Annotated in this window: 17 protein-coding genes; 6 read left to right on the top strand and 11 right to left on the bottom strand. The window is 67.8% G+C overall.

Translation table 11 applies throughout. The features are described 5' to 3' along the window. Nucleotides 1-164 precede the first annotated feature (164 nt). A complete protein-coding gene (locus tag NFX52_RS25410) occupies nucleotides 165-1,064 on the bottom strand; it encodes an oxidoreductase (RefSeq protein ID WP_055401103.1) in 900 nt (299 codons plus the stop codon). 171 nt (nucleotides 1,065-1,235) lie between these two features. On the opposite strand from NFX52_RS25410, the gene NFX52_RS25415 reads away from it, so the two are divergent. Next, nucleotides 1,236-2,210, top strand: a complete 975-nt coding sequence (locus NFX52_RS25415) for a LysR family transcriptional regulator (protein ID WP_055401104.1) — start codon at nucleotides 1,236-1,238, stop codon at nucleotides 2,208-2,210. Between the two features lie 192 nt (nucleotides 2,211-2,402). Then, nucleotides 2,403-2,915: an SRPBCC family protein gene (locus tag NFX52_RS25420; RefSeq protein WP_055401106.1), complete on the top strand. Its 513-nt coding sequence runs from the start codon at nucleotides 2,403-2,405 to the stop codon at nucleotides 2,913-2,915. Nucleotides 2,916-2,953: 38 nt separating this feature from the next. Here NFX52_RS25420 and NFX52_RS25425 read toward each other — a convergent pair whose 3' ends face one another. Beyond that, on the bottom strand, nucleotides 2,954-3,829 hold the full coding sequence (locus tag NFX52_RS25425; RefSeq protein WP_238385711.1) for a hypothetical protein: 876 nt from the start codon (nucleotides 3,827-3,829) through the stop codon (nucleotides 2,954-2,956). Between the two features lie 116 nt (nucleotides 3,830-3,945). Next, entirely contained in the window at nucleotides 3,946-4,746 is an 801-nt protein-coding gene (locus NFX52_RS25430; RefSeq protein ID WP_055401108.1) for an SDR family oxidoreductase, read from the bottom strand. A 138-nt stretch (nucleotides 4,747-4,884) separates the two neighbouring features. Here NFX52_RS25430 and NFX52_RS25435 point away from each other — a divergent pair, with 138 nt between their 5' ends. Continuing rightward, nucleotides 4,885-5,808, top strand: coding sequence for a LysR family transcriptional regulator (locus NFX52_RS25435; RefSeq protein ID WP_055401127.1), 924 nt, complete (start codon nucleotides 4,885-4,887; stop codon nucleotides 5,806-5,808). Nucleotides 5,809-5,999: 191 nt separating this feature from the next. Here NFX52_RS25435 and NFX52_RS25440 read toward each other — a convergent pair whose 3' ends face one another. The 4 genes from NFX52_RS25440 to NFX52_RS25455 form a co-directional block, all read right to left on the bottom strand. Continuing rightward, nucleotides 6,000-6,575, bottom strand: coding sequence for a hypothetical protein (locus NFX52_RS25440; protein ID WP_055401110.1), 576 nt, complete (start codon nucleotides 6,573-6,575; stop codon nucleotides 6,000-6,002). A 184-nt stretch (nucleotides 6,576-6,759) separates the two neighbouring features. Next, nucleotides 6,760-7,011 carry a hypothetical protein gene (locus NFX52_RS25445; protein WP_055401112.1) on the bottom strand — a complete coding sequence of 84 codons (252 nt, stop codon included), beginning with the start codon at nucleotides 7,009-7,011 and terminating at the stop codon, nucleotides 6,760-6,762. A 167-nt stretch (nucleotides 7,012-7,178) separates the two neighbouring features. Then, a complete protein-coding gene (locus NFX52_RS25450) occupies nucleotides 7,179-7,664 on the bottom strand; it encodes a GNAT family N-acetyltransferase (RefSeq protein ID WP_055401114.1) in 486 nt (161 codons plus the stop codon). 63 nt (nucleotides 7,665-7,727) lie between these two features. After that, the gene (locus NFX52_RS25455; RefSeq protein WP_055401116.1) at nucleotides 7,728-8,606 is read right to left on the bottom strand and encodes a PA4780 family RIO1-like protein kinase; all 879 of its coding nucleotides are present in this window, start codon (nucleotides 8,604-8,606) and stop codon (nucleotides 7,728-7,730) included. Nucleotides 8,607-8,798: 192 nt separating this feature from the next. Between NFX52_RS25455 and NFX52_RS25460 the strand changes: the two genes are divergently transcribed. Beyond that, the gene (locus NFX52_RS25460; RefSeq protein ID WP_055401118.1) at nucleotides 8,799-9,647 is read left to right on the top strand and encodes a hypothetical protein; all 849 of its coding nucleotides are present in this window, start codon (nucleotides 8,799-8,801) and stop codon (nucleotides 9,645-9,647) included. A 150-nt stretch (nucleotides 9,648-9,797) separates the two neighbouring features. Here the strand turns inward: NFX52_RS25460 and NFX52_RS25465 are convergent, their stop codons facing one another. From NFX52_RS25465 to NFX52_RS25475, 3 genes are all read right to left on the bottom strand, one after another. After that, nucleotides 9,798-10,220, bottom strand: coding sequence for a hypothetical protein (locus NFX52_RS25465; RefSeq protein ID WP_055401120.1), 423 nt, complete (start codon nucleotides 10,218-10,220; stop codon nucleotides 9,798-9,800). A 193-nt stretch (nucleotides 10,221-10,413) separates the two neighbouring features. Further along, on the bottom strand, nucleotides 10,414-11,193 hold the full coding sequence (locus NFX52_RS25470) for a tRNA-uridine aminocarboxypropyltransferase (protein ID WP_238385712.1): 780 nt from the start codon (nucleotides 11,191-11,193) through the stop codon (nucleotides 10,414-10,416). Then, complete coding sequence (locus tag NFX52_RS25475) at nucleotides 11,190-11,798, bottom strand: class I SAM-dependent methyltransferase (protein WP_055401131.1); 609 nt, start codon at nucleotides 11,796-11,798, stop codon at nucleotides 11,190-11,192. Before NFX52_RS25475 ends, NFX52_RS25470 begins: the two co-directional genes overlap by 4 nt. A gap of 124 nt (nucleotides 11,799-11,922) precedes the next feature. On the opposite strand from NFX52_RS25475, the gene NFX52_RS25480 reads away from it, so the two are divergent. Then, complete coding sequence (locus tag NFX52_RS25480) at nucleotides 11,923-13,158, top strand: hypothetical protein (protein ID WP_055401122.1); 1,236 nt, start codon at nucleotides 11,923-11,925, stop codon at nucleotides 13,156-13,158. Nucleotides 13,159-13,278: 120 nt separating this feature from the next. After that, nucleotides 13,279-13,965: a Vgb family protein gene (locus NFX52_RS25485; protein ID WP_055401134.1), complete on the top strand. Its 687-nt coding sequence runs from the start codon at nucleotides 13,279-13,281 to the stop codon at nucleotides 13,963-13,965. Between the two features lie 40 nt (nucleotides 13,966-14,005). Here the strand turns inward: NFX52_RS25485 and NFX52_RS25490 are convergent, their stop codons facing one another. Beyond that, complete coding sequence (locus NFX52_RS25490) at nucleotides 14,006-14,395, bottom strand: VOC family protein (RefSeq protein ID WP_055401124.1); 390 nt, start codon at nucleotides 14,393-14,395, stop codon at nucleotides 14,006-14,008. Nucleotides 14,396-14,588 lie beyond the last annotated feature (193 nt).

Genomic DNA, 14,588 nt, shown 5'->3' on the forward strand with positions numbered 1-14,588 from the left:
CGCCCCAGGATGACTTTGGGCTGGAGCAAGCCTATTGAGGTGTATGCCGAGCATTTGGCTCGCTTGGCCCAACAGCCCGATTCAGTCCATTAACTTGATTGTTGCACTTGGACTTGAAACCGCCCTTATCCTATAAGCACTAACAGCTATTAAATCAGGAGCCTCTATCCAGCAGACAGCGCCTGGGCCTGCTCACGCTCCTGCACCGGAAAATCCGTGGACGCCGCTACGGCCCGCCACTGCGCGGTCTCTTGCGCCACGAAGGCATGCGTGTCGGCAATGGTCTGCAGCGTGTCGGTGCCCAGTGGCAGGCGCAGCGGCGGTGTGCGGCTGGCCACCAGCTTCATCACGGCCTGGGCCAGGCGCACGGGGTCGCCAGGCTGGTTCAGGTTGATGCGGCGCGCAGCCTCGCGCACGGCGCCCGCGCTGGCGGCGTAGTCGTCCAGCAAACGTGGCGCCACGGCCAGCGAGGCACCATCAAGGAACTCGGTGCGGAAGTACCCGGGCTGCACCGCCGTGGCATGGATGCCCAGCGGTGCCAGCTCGGCATGCAGCGCCTCGGTCAGGCCTTCCACCGCGAACTTGGTGGCGCAGTACACGCCAAAACCGGCACTGGAGCGCACGCCACCCAGCGACGAGATGTTGATCACGTGCCCTGCGCGGCGCGCGCGCATGGCGGGCAGCACGGCCCGGGTCACATGCAGCAGGCCGAACACGTTGGTGTCGAACAGTCGCAGCACTTCGTCGGCGGTGGATTCCTCCACCGCACCCAGCAACCCGTAGCCCGCGTTGTTGACCAGCACGTCGATGCGGCCAAAGCGCTCCAGCGCGGCGCCCACAGCGTGGCGGGCCTGGGCTTCGTCGGTCACGTCGAGCGCCACAGGCAACAGTGCGTCGCTGGGGCCCAGGCGCTTTTCAATCGACGCGGCATCGCGGGCCGTGGCGACCACAGCGTCGCCCTGGGCGAGCGCCGCCTCGGCAATGCGGGCGCCAATGCCGCGCGAGGCGCCGGTAATCATCCAGACGCGGGGGAAGGAGGAAGGGAGAGCAGTCGAAGCCGTCATGGCGGAAGTCCTTGAAAGGGATTGAAAGCGGGGCTCTGGCAAACGCAACACGCTGAGATGCAAAGGCGCGGCCATGGAGGTGAACTTTAGGCAGACCATTGCCATCGCACTAGCCCATAATTGCTGACTTCATTCACAAGTAAAACTTGTCAATACCTCGGAACGGACACCATGGCCATCAATGAACTGCGTGCCATTGCCACGTTTGCCAAAGCCGCCGAGCTGGGCAGCCTGCGGCAGGCCGCCTCGGCCCAGGGCATCACCCCGCAGGCCGCCAGCCTAGCGCTGGGGCAGCTCGAATCGCACCTGGGCGTGCGGCTGTTCCACCGCACCACGCGCAGCCTGAGCCTGACCGAGGAGGGGCGCCAGTTTCTGGAGGCCGCGCAGCCGGGCCTCGCGACCCTGCAGCGGGCGGTGCACGGCGCGCGGCGCGGGCGCGAGGAGATTGCGGGGCCGCTGCGCATCGTGGCACCACGCTCCATCATGCTGGAGGTGGTCTGGCCCGTGCTCGACGTGTTCTGCCGCCGCTACCCGCTGGTGGAGCCCGATGTACAGCTGGACGACCGCATCGGCAACTGGGTGGAGGACCGGGTGGACGTGGGTTTCCGCTCGGGCTACCCGCCCGAGGGCGGCGTGATTGCGCGGCGCCTGATGGCGCTGCAGCTGGTGGTGTGCGCCACGCCGGACTACCTGGCCCGCCATGGCACCCCCACCCGCATCGAAGACCTGGCGCAGCACCGCTGCAGCGGGTTTCGCCACCCCACCACCGGCAAGCCCATGCCGTGGGAGTTCCAGGTGGGCGACGACATCGTGGCCCATGCCATACCGCCTGCGTTCTGCGTCAACGACATCGAGCTGGAAGCCCGCGCCGTGCTGGGGGGCCACGCCATCGGCCAGCTTGTCGGCGTGACGGCGGCGCCACTGGTGCGCAGCGGGCAACTGGTGCCCGTGCTGACCGAATTCGTGCCCCAGCACCTGGGCCTGTACGTGTACTACGGCAGCCGGGCGGCGCAGCCAGCCCGCGCGCGCGCCTTTATCGATCTGGCGGTGGAGATGCTGGCCGACAACCCGGCGTTCGGACTGAGCGTGCAGGAGCTGCGGGGCCCTGCTCCAAAGCCCCGGCGGCGCAAAGCATCGGCCACCTGAACGGGCGCAGGCCGCCGATGGCTGCCGTGTGCGCCCGCCGCGTAGGCGCACAGCGTCTTCGCCCGGGAAAGGGGCGATTGCGGGTCATTTGGCAAACAGTCCGTTGCGGAGAAGGGTATTTATCGGTGTGGTCGCACGCCCTACAGTGACTTGACTGCCCGAGAGGGCGGAAGCAACGCACCGGGTTCACCCATGACCACCTTCTCTGCCACGGTCCAGACACACATCAAGGCCTCCCCGGCACTGGCGTTCCAGCACATCGCGCCCATTGACCCGCGCGCCCTGTTCACCGGCTACGGGCCTTTGCCCGCAGTGATCGGCACGCGCGACCAGACGGGCGCCTGGGACACGCCGGGGCAGACGCGCACCGTGGCGCTGTCCGACGGCAGCGTGGCCGAAGAAAGGCTCAAGCACTACCACCCGGCGCAGTACTTCAGCTACACCGTCAGCGGCTTCACCGGGGCACTGCGCTGGCTGGCCACCGGGGCCAATGGGGCCTGGTGGTTTGACCCGCAGGCGGGTGGCACGCAGACCACGGTGCGCTGGCGCCACGCGTTTCATCCCCGATCCAAGTGGGCCGCGCCGGTGCTCTGGCTGCTGGCCAACGTGCTGTGGCGCGGCTACATGCGCAAGGCGCTGCGGCTGGCCAAGATGCAGATCGAGACCCCACTGCGTGCGCCCGGAGGCCCAGCGATTTCAGCCTAAGGCGGCCCTCATCCGACCCGACGACTGCCCACCACGGCTCAGTTGCTTTTGGCTTCGAAGAATGGCGTGCCCTGAATGGCCGACGGGCTGACGGTAAACGTTCTCAGGGGCTCCAGGGGCGGGGTCTCGCCTTGCTTCGGCGCAGGGCGCGGGGCGCCAGGATTCAGAGCGGGGGCTATGCAACCCGTGCGCACCGTTTGCACCACTTCAGGGTCCAGCGCCCGGCGTTTGCCCAGGCGGCTGCCTGACAGAAACAGCATGTCTCCTTTCAGCTCGGCCCGCTGGCTCATCAGCGGCAAGGCCTGCAGCGGATCAAACCCCACACGCACTGAATTGGCACCGTCCAGCCGGTACTGCACCACCTTCACGACCGCTGGCTTTCCCGGGGCTTCCTCCACCACGTCGCCCAGGTAAAAGTAGCGCACGGCCTCTGCAGGCAGTGGGGGCAGCGGATAGTTTTCAGACCAGCTACTGTGGTCCGGGCCAAACAGCGGGCGCAGCGTGGCCGGGGCCTTGTCATCCGCCGACACCGCAAACACCGGCGCGCGGGCACTGGACAGCGTGGGGCCGTGGAAGTCGAACTCCACCATGGCGCCCAGCGCTGCCACCTTGCGGGCGTAGGCCGGGAACAAGGTCTGGTCCTGCCGCACCTGCTGTAGCCGGACTCCGCTGCCTTCCGCCTTCCAGCGGCCCGCCATCAGCATGTCCAGCACCCCGCCCGTCACCGCAAAACAAAAGGTGTTGTCGTCCAGCAGCGCCAGTTGCGTGATGGTGTCCACGGAACGCCCCCGGTATTCGCCCACATAGCCCGACTCGGCGGGCGTGGCGGCGTGCAGGGAGACGCTGACCATCAGCGCGGTCAACGCTGCTGCAGGGGCGCAGGCATTGCGCAAAGTGCGGAGGGTGAGGTTCACAAAAGGGTCCCAGGTGGAAGGGTGGGCCACTATATCGCCCTGGGCGCAACCCGCGCGCGCAACGCCACCCACCAGCACAAAGTCCCCAAAGTCCCGCGAGCCAGAGCTACCTTGGCTCAGGCAGCAAACCCGCCATCGATGAGCAGGCTGGCCCCGGTCACCATCCCCGACTCCGGCCCCGCCAGATAGGCCACCATGCCCGCGATCTCGTCGGGATGGGCATGGCGGCCGAGCGCCATCATGCCGTGCATGTTGCTGGCCAGGGGGCCGTCGGCGGGGTTCATGTCGGTGTTGACCGGGCCGGGTTGCACGTTGTTCACCGTGATGCCACGCGGCCCCAGGTCGCGCGCCAGGCCTTTGGTGAGGCCCACGATGGCGGCCTTGCTCATGCCATAGACGCTGAAGCCTGCCCATGGCACACGGTCGGAGTTGGTGCTGCCGATGGTGATGACGCGGCCATAGGCACCGCCCTGGCCCATGTGGCGCACGGCAGCCTGCGTGGCCACAAACACCGCGCGCACGTTCACGTTGAGCGTGTGGTCGAAATCGGCGAGGGCAAAGCTGTCGATCTCGCCCGCCACCGCCACGCCGGCGTTGTTGACGAGGATGTCGAGGCGGCCCAGCGTGCGCGCGGCCGTGTCGATGGCTTGCGTGAGGGCGGCGGCGTCTGCACTGTCGGCACGCAGCGCCAGGGCCTTGCCTCCGGCAGCTTCAATAACCGCCACCAGCGTCTGCGCGGGGGCCTCGGAGCTGCTGTAGGTGAAGGCCACCGCCGCTCCGTCGCGCGCCAGGCGCTGGACGATGGCGGCGCCGATGCCACGCGCGCCGCCGGTGACAAAGGCCACCTTGCCCGCCAACAGGCGTGACGCGCTGGCAGGCAGCGTGGTGGGGGCGGATGTATCGGGCACAGAAGACATGGTGTTTTTCCTCAAAAATCAGATGGTTGAAAGGTTCTTCACGGAACCAGGAACACCTGCAGTTTCAGAAAAACATTGCTTTGCGGGTAGCCAGGAATGGGCTGGATCTATTTCAACCTGCAGTTGAAAATGCAAACCATGCAACCCCTGAGCCACCTCGAATCGTTCGTCAAATCCGCCGAGTGCGGCAGCTTCTCGGCCGCCGCGCGGCTCATGGGCCTGACGCCTGCCGCCGTGAGCAAGAACGTCGCGCGGCTGGAGGCAGGCCTGGGCGTGCGGCTGTTCCAGCGCAGCACGCGGCGCCTCACGCTCACCGAAGGCGGGCAGCGCCTGCTGGCGCAGATCAGCCCGCCGCTGACCGCGCTGGCCGATGCGGTGGACCACGCGGCCGAGACCGAGCAGCAGCCTGCGGGCACGCTCAAGGTGAGCATGGGCCTGGCGTTTGGCCGTGCCTACATCGTGCCGCTGCTCACCGAGTTTTTGCAGCGCTACCCGGCCATCCAGCCCGACTGGCGCTTTGAGAACCGCCAGGTGGATCTGATCGGCGAGGGTTTTGATGCCGGCATTGGCGGTGGCCTGAACCTGAACCCCGACATGGTGGCGCGCACGCTGGGGCCGATCCACCTGGTGGTGGTGGCCGCCCCCGCGCTGCTGCAGGGCCGCAAGGCGCCGCGCCACCCGGCAGACCTGGCGCAGTGGGACGGCATTGCGCGCCGCGCCATCCGCACGGGGCGCGTGCCGGTGACCACGCTGCGCAACAAGGCGGGCGACGCTGCAGCGGCAGTGTTCCGCCCCCGCATCGTGTTCGACGACCCCGAGGCCATGTGCCAGGCCGCGCTGATGGGCCTGGGCCTGGCCGTGCTGCCCATGCCGTTTGCGCAGCCCTGGCTGGCGCGCGGCGACCTGGTGCGGGTGCTGCCGGGCTGGTGGGCGGATGCAGGGCCGACATCGCTGTACTACCCCAGCAAAAAGCTGCTGCCAGCGCGCACGCGAGTGTTTGTGGATTTTGTGGTGGAGCAGTTCGCGCTGCGCGGGTTTGCGCAGCGGGTGCGGGGCGATTGAGCGCAAGCCCCTGCGCGAGACAGACCTGCGCAACCTGCGCCACCCTCGGCCCAGCCCTGGTGGGAGAGTGCGGGGAGAGGGAGAACAAGCGCGGCGCCCCCGAAGCCCCGTCTCCCCCACCGGCTCCCACGAGGGGAAACGGAGTTAACCCTGGCGCTGCGGCGATGGAAGGCGGCCGTGCCCAGCGGGCGTCATGGCTGCTTGCCCACAAACGCCACGGTGAGCCCCTTGGCCGTCACCGTGATGGGCCCGGGCTGCAATCCCAGGCCGTCGAACATGGCGGTGTCCTGCGGGCGCAGCTGGTGCAAGGTGACTTCGCGCAGGGATTGTTCGGCCAGCACGGGGGCATAGGCATTGATCAGTTCGGTGACGGCCGGTTTGAGCGTGGGGAAATCCAGCCGCCCCAGCCGGATCTGGTGGGCGCGCAGCGTGCGGTCACTGGCTTCATAGCGCAACGCAAACTCCACATCGAACGTGCCCGCGTGGCTGCGCCGCAGTGCAGCGCCCGCCGCGTCCACCGCCATGACGGCGCCCAGGCGATTGACCTCAGGCAGCAGGCGCAGGCGCGGGGGTTGCAGGGTGAGATCGAACAGGCCTTGCACCGGCACACTGCGCGGGAACTTCGTGGCCACCATCTCCTGCAGCTGCGCGAGCGGCACGGTGTAGCTGGGCTGGGCCCACGCGGCACGCCCTGCCAGCAGCAAAGCGGCGCCGCCCAGGGCCAGGCCGCTGCCGGTGGTTCTCAGAAATCGTCTGCGGTGCAGCATGAGGCTATCTCCTTGATAGGCCTGTGTGACACGCACGAGATGAAAAGGTGCCCCATTTGTGGGCCATGGCTGTGTATCCGTTCGCACAGCCCTGCAAGCCGTTCCCAGCCATGGGTTGGAACCCAAAATGACCGCTGGCGCTTATCCAACAAGCGCTGACCTCTCTCCATGGAGATGCGATTGCTTATCGCCCCACCACCGACCAGCCCGCCTTCTGGTTGCCCTTGTCGTTCTCATACTCCCACGCCGTGCCGCAGCGGTCGCACACATAGCGGGTGATGGTGACGGAGCCCGTCTCGCGGTCTTCCTTGCGGTTGCCGCGCTGCACCAGCTCGGCGTGGCCCGGCGCCTTGCGCCAGTTGCGCTGGATGCCCTGGCAGGGCTCGCACAGCGCCATGGGTTTGAGTTCGTTCTGTCGGGCCAGGTCTTTGGTCATGGGGTGTCAGCCGTCGTGGGCCGGTGTGGGTGGGTTTGTCTGCTGCGGGGCGGCTACTGTAAGGCACCTGCGGGTGCAAAGACACAGCATGATGGCTGAATTACAAGCAAAATCAGCCTCTAGCGCATGATAGACAAGCGTAACCAGCTATCAAATCAGGAGTTGCCTTAGCCCATCACCAGCGCCTTGGCCATGCGCGCGTTGTGCAGCACCACGCCCGCGCGCTCCACCCGCTGGCGCGCTTCCACCGCGAAGCCCTGCGCGGCAAAAAAAGGCTCGGCGGTCAGGCTCACGTGGGCGTTCAAGTGGGTGATGCCGCGCTGCGCCGCCTGCGCATGGAGGTGTGCCATCAGCGCCCGGGCCACGCCCTGGCCTGCAAACGCCGGGGCCACAAAAAACATGTCGATGGTGCCGCTGGCCTGCAGATCGGCAAACCCAGCTATCGCCCCGCCGTCAATGGCTTGCGCGATGAAGGGCTGGTTGGCCCGCATGCGCTCGGCCCATTGCGCGGCGTCGTGCTCCAACGGCGCCCAGGCGGCCAGCTGTTCGCCGGTGTAGTCCTTGCAAGCCAGGCCATGCACCGAGGCATGAAACACGGCGCGCAACGCGGGTTCGTCGCCAGGGCAGAAGTTGCGGATGTGGAAGGAAGGCATGGCGAGCGAACTGCAGAGAAAAAGGGGCGCGATGGTGCCACAGCGCAGCGCAGTGGGGAAATCTCAGCCCGCCGCCATGCGCAGCCTGCGCGCTGCATCTTCGTCGCGTGCGTCGTCGATCTCGCGCAGCACGGCCTGCATGTCCACATCGGCATGCGTGGGCGCATAGATGCCGGTGAGCGGCGTCTCGTTGCTCAGCAGGCCGCTCTGGTACAGGCTCCAGATCTCGGGGCCGTATTGGGTGGCGCGCAGCTCGGGGGCAAACTGGCCGAAGAAGTCGCGCAGGTTGGCCACATCGCGCAGCAGCATGCGCTGGGCGTGGTTGTTGCCCGCAGCGTCCACGGCCTGGGGCAGGTCGATGATGACGGGGCCATCGTGGCCGGCTTCACCACCTTCTGCGCCCGGCAGGTGGGCCAGCAGGATGTTGAACTCCGACAAGTCACCATGCACCACGCCCGCACACAGCATGCGCACCACCTCGGCCACCAGCGTGGCGTGGTGGGTGCGCGCGTCTTCGGGAGTAAAGCTCACATCGTTCAGGCGCGGGGCGGCGTCACCGTGGGCGTCGGTCACCAGCTCCATCAGCAGCACGCCGTCGTGAAAGTTGTAGGGCTGCGGCACGCGCACGCCGGCAGCGGCCAGGCGGTAGAGCGCATCGACCTCGGCACTTTGCCAGGCGGCCTCTTGCTCTTGCCGGCCAAACTTGCTGCCCTTGGCCATGGCGCGGGCCGAGCGTGAGTTCTTGACCTTGCGGTTTTCGGTGTAGTCCACCGCCTGCCGAAAGCTGCGGTTGTTGGCCTCTTTGTAGATCTTGGCGCAGCGCGTTTCATCACCACAGCGCACCACATAGACCATGGCCTCCTTGCCGCTCATGAGCTGCCGGACCACGGTGTCGATCAGGCCTTCCTCAATGAGGGACTGTAGGCGGGGGGGAGCTTTCATCGGGTCAGTGCGGTAGAGGGGGAATGGTCCATTGTCGTTGCAAGGCCACAAGAGCACGGCGTGCCCAGGGCCTTGAACGACAATCCGACGGCTTTTCAGTGTGATGACGGGCCGCGCCTGGGCACGCCGCCGTTCCACCGCCTTCTCTTTTTCTTGCGCCGTACCAGGCGCTGCCGCCCGGAGACACCCCCCATGCCCTTCGCCATTGCGCTCCCCGCCACCGCCCCGCGCGCTGCTGTGTTGGCGGGGCTTCTGATCGGGGGCGTTGCGGTTTCGCAGCCTGCGGCGGCTGCCGGGTTCCGCCAGGGTGCCTATGCGGACTCCTTGGGCAGCACCGCCGTGGTGTGCGTGACAGCGCAGCACATGGCCAGCCTGACGGCCCCCGCCTGGAAGAATGCCATGCAGCAGCGCGGCATGGACTGCACGGTCAGCGAGTCTGACCAACCCATGCCCGGCCATGAGACCTGGAAGGCCCGCTGCGTCGCCCCTGCCCAGGCCGCAGGCGCCAGCGCCGCGCACCTGTACCAGTTCACCGTGCACGCCGATGGCGAGCAGCTTGTCATCGACAGCGGCATGCAGACCTCGGCGGGCCGGCAGATGATGAAGAAGGCCTTTTTCGGCACCTACCAGGGGGCGTGCGCGTCCGGCACCCCACCCCTGGACGTGTGGGCCTACCTGGATGGCACGCACGGCATGGGGACACCTGCGCAGGCCGATGCACGCAAGGCGGTCGCCATCGACCTGATCCGCTGCGGCAATGTGTTCAACGGCCTGTCGCTGAGCGTGGCAAAAGCCCGGCAAGAAGGCATGCGCGCCGCTGCGGCGGCCATGCTGGAAGCAGCGGTGGAGCTGCACCCGGCCGAGGACGACTTCCACATCGACGCGCTCAAGAAATCAGCGCCCGAAGTGTCGGCCGAACTGGTTGGTACGTCGGCAGAAAAGAAGTTTGCGCTGTACCAGACCTGCAGCCCGTATCTGGAACCAGACGGCATCACCAAGGCGGTACAAAGCCGCGTGGCTGCGGGTGCCCCCCCACGCTAGCGGGGTATTGCACGCTATCCGGCACGTGGAACGGCGATTCGTTCGCAACTGCCGCACCCTGATTCAGGCACCTCACGGCGCCTACAAACGCCAACGCCCCGCACCACGCACAGTGGTGTCGGGGCGCTGCTTGGGGCAAGGAGTCTGCGCTTATTTGTCCAGCTCGGCGGCCAGCATGTCCCAGCTGGGGTACGAGCTTTCATCGAGAGTGATCGCACCCTTGCCTGCGGCAAACTTGAAAGCGGTGGTGCCGGTGCGGGCAAATTCCAGGGTCTTGAGTTGGCACACTGCGGCCTTGGAAGGGGCATCGTTGCAGTAGCGCGGGGCGTTGTCCACGATGGTGCCGGCCGCGTAGCGCACCTGGCGCAGGTGATCCACGGTCTGAAAGCTGTCCTGTTTCACATCCATCTTCACATCGCAGCCGCACGATTGCTTGAGGGTGCTGGCGGCGGTTTTCAGCGCGGGGGCCACCTCGGCAGCAAAAAAGTCGCGCTCGGCCTTGCCGGCATGGGCCAGCGATGCGACAGCCAGGCTGAGGGTTGCGACGAGCAACAGGGGGATCTTGTTTTTCATGGTTCTCCAACGGGTTGGCTTTGGGTGTGCAGGCCCCTGCCCCTCCCGGACAGACGGGCCGCGCCAGAGGTGGTGGCGCCACCGCCGAATTTTGCGGGGGGCCAGGTGCAGCGCTTGTAACAACGCGGTAACAGCGCATGCTTTTTGGGCAACAGGTCATGCACGCACGCGGCCCGGCAGGCCGAAGGCCCTCTCAGGTGCGGCCCTGCGCCAGAAGCCGGAGCCGTGCGTGCGCCGCCCCGTTCACGTCCGGCGGCAGCTGGTGCTTGGCCTGCAGGTAGTGGTGGGTGAACACGTCCAGGTACGCCTCCAGCGCCTGTGCGGCCTGCAGCTCGCCCGCCAGCTCCAGGCACAGCGCGCCCACCTCGGAGGTGCAGAAATGGTCCGTGCGCGTGGAGCGGCGCAGGTGGTAGCGTGAGAGCTGCTCGGGCTGCAGGCTCAGCACGGGCAGGCGGTCCAGGTACGGGCTCTTGCGGAACATCTTGCGCGCCTCGGGCCAGGTGGCATCGAGCAGGATGAACAGCGGGCGCTTGCCCGTCGGCTCGGTGCGGCCCACCTGCGTGACCACGCGCCCAGGCTCCACAAACTCACCCGGAAACACCACATACGGCTGCCACTGGGGGTCAGCCAGCAGCGCCAGCAGGTCGGGGTGCACCTCGGTGCGCGCCCAGCCATACGCGTAGGTGTCGGCCACCACATCGGCAATCAGCCAGCCGGTGTTGCTGGGCTTGAGCGGTTCGATGTCGGCCATCAGCAGGCACATGCCCGCGCGCGTGGGCAGCACGGGGCGCAGTGCGCAGATGCAGTGGCTGGGCACCAGGCGGCAGCCCGCGCAGCGCTCGCCCTTGGGGCCGCCCCGGGCCAGGAAGGGCTTGGCGCTGCGGGCCAGGCGCTCGGTGCGCAGGCGCGATACCGCATGGGGTGGGTGCGGCACCGCCTGAGGCTGGGGCGGCGGCACAGGGGTCGTCGTCACTGCCCGCCCGCCTGCTCCAGCGCAAACAGCGGCAGCTCGGCCCGGCGGCTGAGCCACACGCCGCCACCCAGCTCGATGGCGCCTTCGCGCAGGCCACGCCGGTACAGCTCGGCACGGTGGCGGAACACGCGGTTGTCGGTGATCTCTTCGTCGATGATGTCGCTCTCAAAATCCTCGCGCGACACAGCCTCGACATACAGCGCGCCTTGTGTCAGGCGGCCCAGGTTGAGCAGCGCGGCCTTCAAATCCGGCGGGCTCAAGTAGGGCAGCACGCCCTGGCAGATGACCAGGTCATACGGCGCATCAGCCGCGTAGTCCACCACCGAGCCCTGCTGCCACCCAAAGCGCTCGCACAGGTAAGGGCTGAACTCCACACCCTGGTACATGGCCTCTGGAAAATGCTGCGCCACGATGCCCTTCCACAGCCCGATGCCGCAACCCACATCCAGCACGCGGTTCACCGGCACGCGCAGGTACTTGAGGTAGCTGCACACGAAGGTGCCCAGGCGCTCCATGTGCGCCGGGTCCACCACGCTGGTCTTTTTGTCGAAGTAAAAGCGCTGGTAGTAGGCCTCGTCAAAAGTGGTGGCGCTGGCGGATTTCAATGGCGGGTCCTTGTGTCTTTTGGGGGGATTTGCACCACCCGGCGGGCGGCACAGCGAAGCGGCCAAGTATCCCCCACGCATGCTGGCGTGCCATCGCAGCAGCACGCTGCGGTAGTCTGTCGCCATGGATTCGCTGATCTCCGCCGCCGCCCGCGCGCTGGCCGCAGGCGACGCCCTGGCCGCCCTGCAGCGCGTGGCCCTGCGCGACGACCCACCGGCCCTGGCCCTGCGCGGCATTGCCATGGCCCAGCTGGGCGAGCACCCGCGCGCCCGCGATCTGCTGCGCCGCGCCGCACGCGGCTTTGGCACGCACGAGCCCGTGGCCCGCGCCCGCTGTGTGGTGGCCGAGGCTGAGGTGGCCCTGGCCCAACGCGACCTGGGTGGGCCGGCGCAGGCGCTGATGTCGGCAGGGGCTACGCTGCAGGCCCACGGCGACATCGCCAATGCGCTGCAGGCACGGTTGGTGGCAGCGCGCACGCTGATCCTGCTGGGCAAGCTGGACGAAGCATCGGCTGCGTTGGCAGACGCTCCCACCACCGATGCCACAACGCGACTGCCCCCTTCCCTTGTCGCGGTGGCCGAACTTGCCGCCGCAGAGCTGGCCCTGCGGTCACTGCACATCGGCGCAGCACGCACCGCCCTGCAACGCGCGCAACAGGCTGCCGCCCAATCCGGCGTGCCCGCGCTGCTGACCGAGGTGGCGCAGGCCCATGCGTTGCTCGAACAGCCCGCTGCGCGCTGCCTTGCGAACGGCGCCGAGCACATGCTGCGGCTGGACGACGTGGCCGCGCTGCTGGCGTCCCCGACGCTGTGGGTCGTGGACGCCTGTCGCCACGGCGTGCGCGCGGGCGAGGTGTGGCACCCGCTGGCACGCCGCCCTGTGCTGTTTGCGCTGGTGCGCGCGCTGGCTACTGCGTGGCCGGGCGATGTGGACCGCGAAGCCTTGATTGCCAACGTGTTCCGCACCCGCCACCCCGACGAAACCCACCGCGCCCGCCTGCGGGTGGAAATCGGCCGCCTGCGCGCCCTCATCGCTCCGCTGGCCGGGGTGGAGGCCACGCCGCGCGGCTTTGTGCTCCGGCCCCACGGCGGACGCACTGTGGCCGTGCTGGCCCCGCCGGTGGAGGGCGAGCAGGGCGCGCTGGTGGCGCTGCTGGCCGACGGTGCGGCATGGTCCACATCCGCCCTGGCGCTAGCCCTGGGCGACAGCCAGCGCACCGTGCAGCGCGCACTGGCTGAACTGGAAGCTACCGGCCGCGTGCGCGCCATCGGCCAGGCGCGCGCACGCCGCTGGCTGGCCGCGCCCCTGGTGGGATTCACGACGATCTTGTTACTCCCCACCGCGCAGCCGATTGCCTAAAGTGGCTTCACCGCCCAACGCACAGCGCCCTTGCCGTGCACCGGGTACCTACCATCAGGAGCTACCGAGATGACCACAGTCACCCCTACCGCCACCCACGACACCGCCTGCAGCAGCGACATGGCGGGCACCCCGCCGTCCACCAAACACCTGCCCATTGCGGCCCGCCAGCCCGCCGAGGTGGTGCGCGAATACGGCCCGTTTGGCGGCGCCAGCACCATCCACGGCGTGACGCACGATGGCCAGCGGGTGTGGGCCGCCACGGGCGAACACCTGGTGGGTTTTGACCCGGCCAGCGGCGCCACCACCCGCACGCTCAACGTGGTGTGCGACGCAGGCACCGCGTTTGACGGCACGCACCTGTACCAGATCGCCGAATCACGCATCGACAAGATCGACCCCGCCACGGGCCGGGTAGTGGCCACCATCCCCGCACCGGGCGGCGGCAACGATTCAGGCCTGACCTGGGCCGAAGGCAGCCTGTGGGTAGGCCAGTACCGTGACCGCAAGATCCACCAGATCGACCCGGCCACGGGTGCGATCCGCCGCACCATCGAATCCAACCGGTTTGTGACCGGTGTGACCTGGGTGGACGGCGAGCTGTGGCACGGCACCTGGGAGGGCGAAGAAAGCACCCTGCGCCACATCGACCCCACGAGCGGCGCCGTGCTGCAGCAGCTCGATATGCCGCAAGGCGTGGGTGTGAGCGGGCTCGAATCGGATGGGGCCGGGCTGTTCTACTGCGGTGGTGGCGGCAGCGGCAAGGTACGCGCCGTGCGTCGGCCCGGCGCACACATGCCCGCTTGAAGATCAGAAAACCGATGCGCTGAGCCGGTCGGCCCGGCCGTCACGCCGCTGGCTTGGGTGGGCGGTGCAACGCGCAGATCTTGTTGCCGTCCGGGTCGCGCAGATACGCCAGGTAGAGCTTGCCGCCAGGGCCTTCGCGGTAGCCCGGTGGGTCTTCGCAGGTGGTGCCACCGTTGGCCACACCGGCCGCGTGGAAAGCATCGGCCTGCTCGGGCGACTGCATGGCAAAGCCGATGGTGCCGCCATTGGCAAAGGTGGCGGGCTCGCCATTGATGGGGGTGCTGATGCAGAAGGTGCCGGTGGGGCCCCGGTAGAAGTAGCGGTTCTTGTTGGCGACACCCGGGGGCACACCGATGGTGCCGAGCAGCGCGTCGTAGAACTTCCGGGACACCTCCAGATCGTTCACACCGACCATCACATGACTGAACATAGCTTCTTGTCTCCGTAGTGCCCCCGGGGGGCAGTGGTTGATAGGCCCGGGGATGTTACCGGCCCTGCACCCACCCGACGCGCACGCTGGCGACACGGCCACACACGGCAGTCTGGTTTCAGATCAAAATGCCATCTACCGCTTATCCAACATGCGCCACCAGCTATGAAATCATGAGCAACTCCGACCCCCA

This window comes from Acidovorax facilis, assembly GCF_023913775.1.
Classification (GTDB): domain Bacteria; phylum Pseudomonadota; class Gammaproteobacteria; order Burkholderiales; family Burkholderiaceae_C; genus Acidovorax; species Acidovorax facilis.

Bases quoted from the DNA above. Each gene is read 5' to 3' on its own strand.
- NFX52_RS25410 (WP_055401103.1), bottom strand. From the start codon at position 1,064: ATGACGGCTTCGACTGCTCTCCCTTCCTCCTTCCCCCGCGTCTGGATG.
- NFX52_RS25415 (WP_055401104.1), top strand. From the start codon at position 1,236: ATGGCCATCAATGAACTGCGTGCCATTGCCACGTTTGCCAAAGCCGCC.
- NFX52_RS25420 (WP_055401106.1), top strand. From the start codon at position 2,403: ATGACCACCTTCTCTGCCACGGTCCAGACACACATCAAGGCCTCCCCG.
- NFX52_RS25430 (WP_055401108.1), bottom strand. From the start codon at position 4,746: ATGTCTTCTGTGCCCGATACATCCGCCCCCACCACGCTGCCTGCCAGC.
- NFX52_RS25435 (WP_055401127.1), top strand. From the start codon at position 4,885: ATGCAACCCCTGAGCCACCTCGAATCGTTCGTCAAATCCGCCGAGTGC.
- NFX52_RS25440 (WP_055401110.1), bottom strand. From the start codon at position 6,575: ATGCTGCACCGCAGACGATTTCTGAGAACCACCGGCAGCGGCCTGGCC.
- NFX52_RS25445 (WP_055401112.1), bottom strand. From the start codon at position 7,011: ATGACCAAAGACCTGGCCCGACAGAACGAACTCAAACCCATGGCGCTG.
- NFX52_RS25450 (WP_055401114.1), bottom strand. From the start codon at position 7,664: ATGCCTTCCTTCCACATCCGCAACTTCTGCCCTGGCGACGAACCCGCG.
- NFX52_RS25455 (WP_055401116.1), bottom strand. From the start codon at position 8,606: ATGAAAGCTCCCCCCCGCCTACAGTCCCTCATTGAGGAAGGCCTGATC.
- NFX52_RS25460 (WP_055401118.1), top strand. From the start codon at position 8,799: ATGCCCTTCGCCATTGCGCTCCCCGCCACCGCCCCGCGCGCTGCTGTG.
- NFX52_RS25465 (WP_055401120.1), bottom strand. From the start codon at position 10,220: ATGAAAAACAAGATCCCCCTGTTGCTCGTCGCAACCCTCAGCCTGGCT.
- NFX52_RS25480 (WP_055401122.1), top strand. From the start codon at position 11,923: ATGGATTCGCTGATCTCCGCCGCCGCCCGCGCGCTGGCCGCAGGCGAC.
- NFX52_RS25485 (WP_055401134.1), top strand. From the start codon at position 13,279: ATGGCGGGCACCCCGCCGTCCACCAAACACCTGCCCATTGCGGCCCGC.
- NFX52_RS25490 (WP_055401124.1), bottom strand. From the start codon at position 14,395: ATGTTCAGTCATGTGATGGTCGGTGTGAACGATCTGGAGGTGTCCCGG.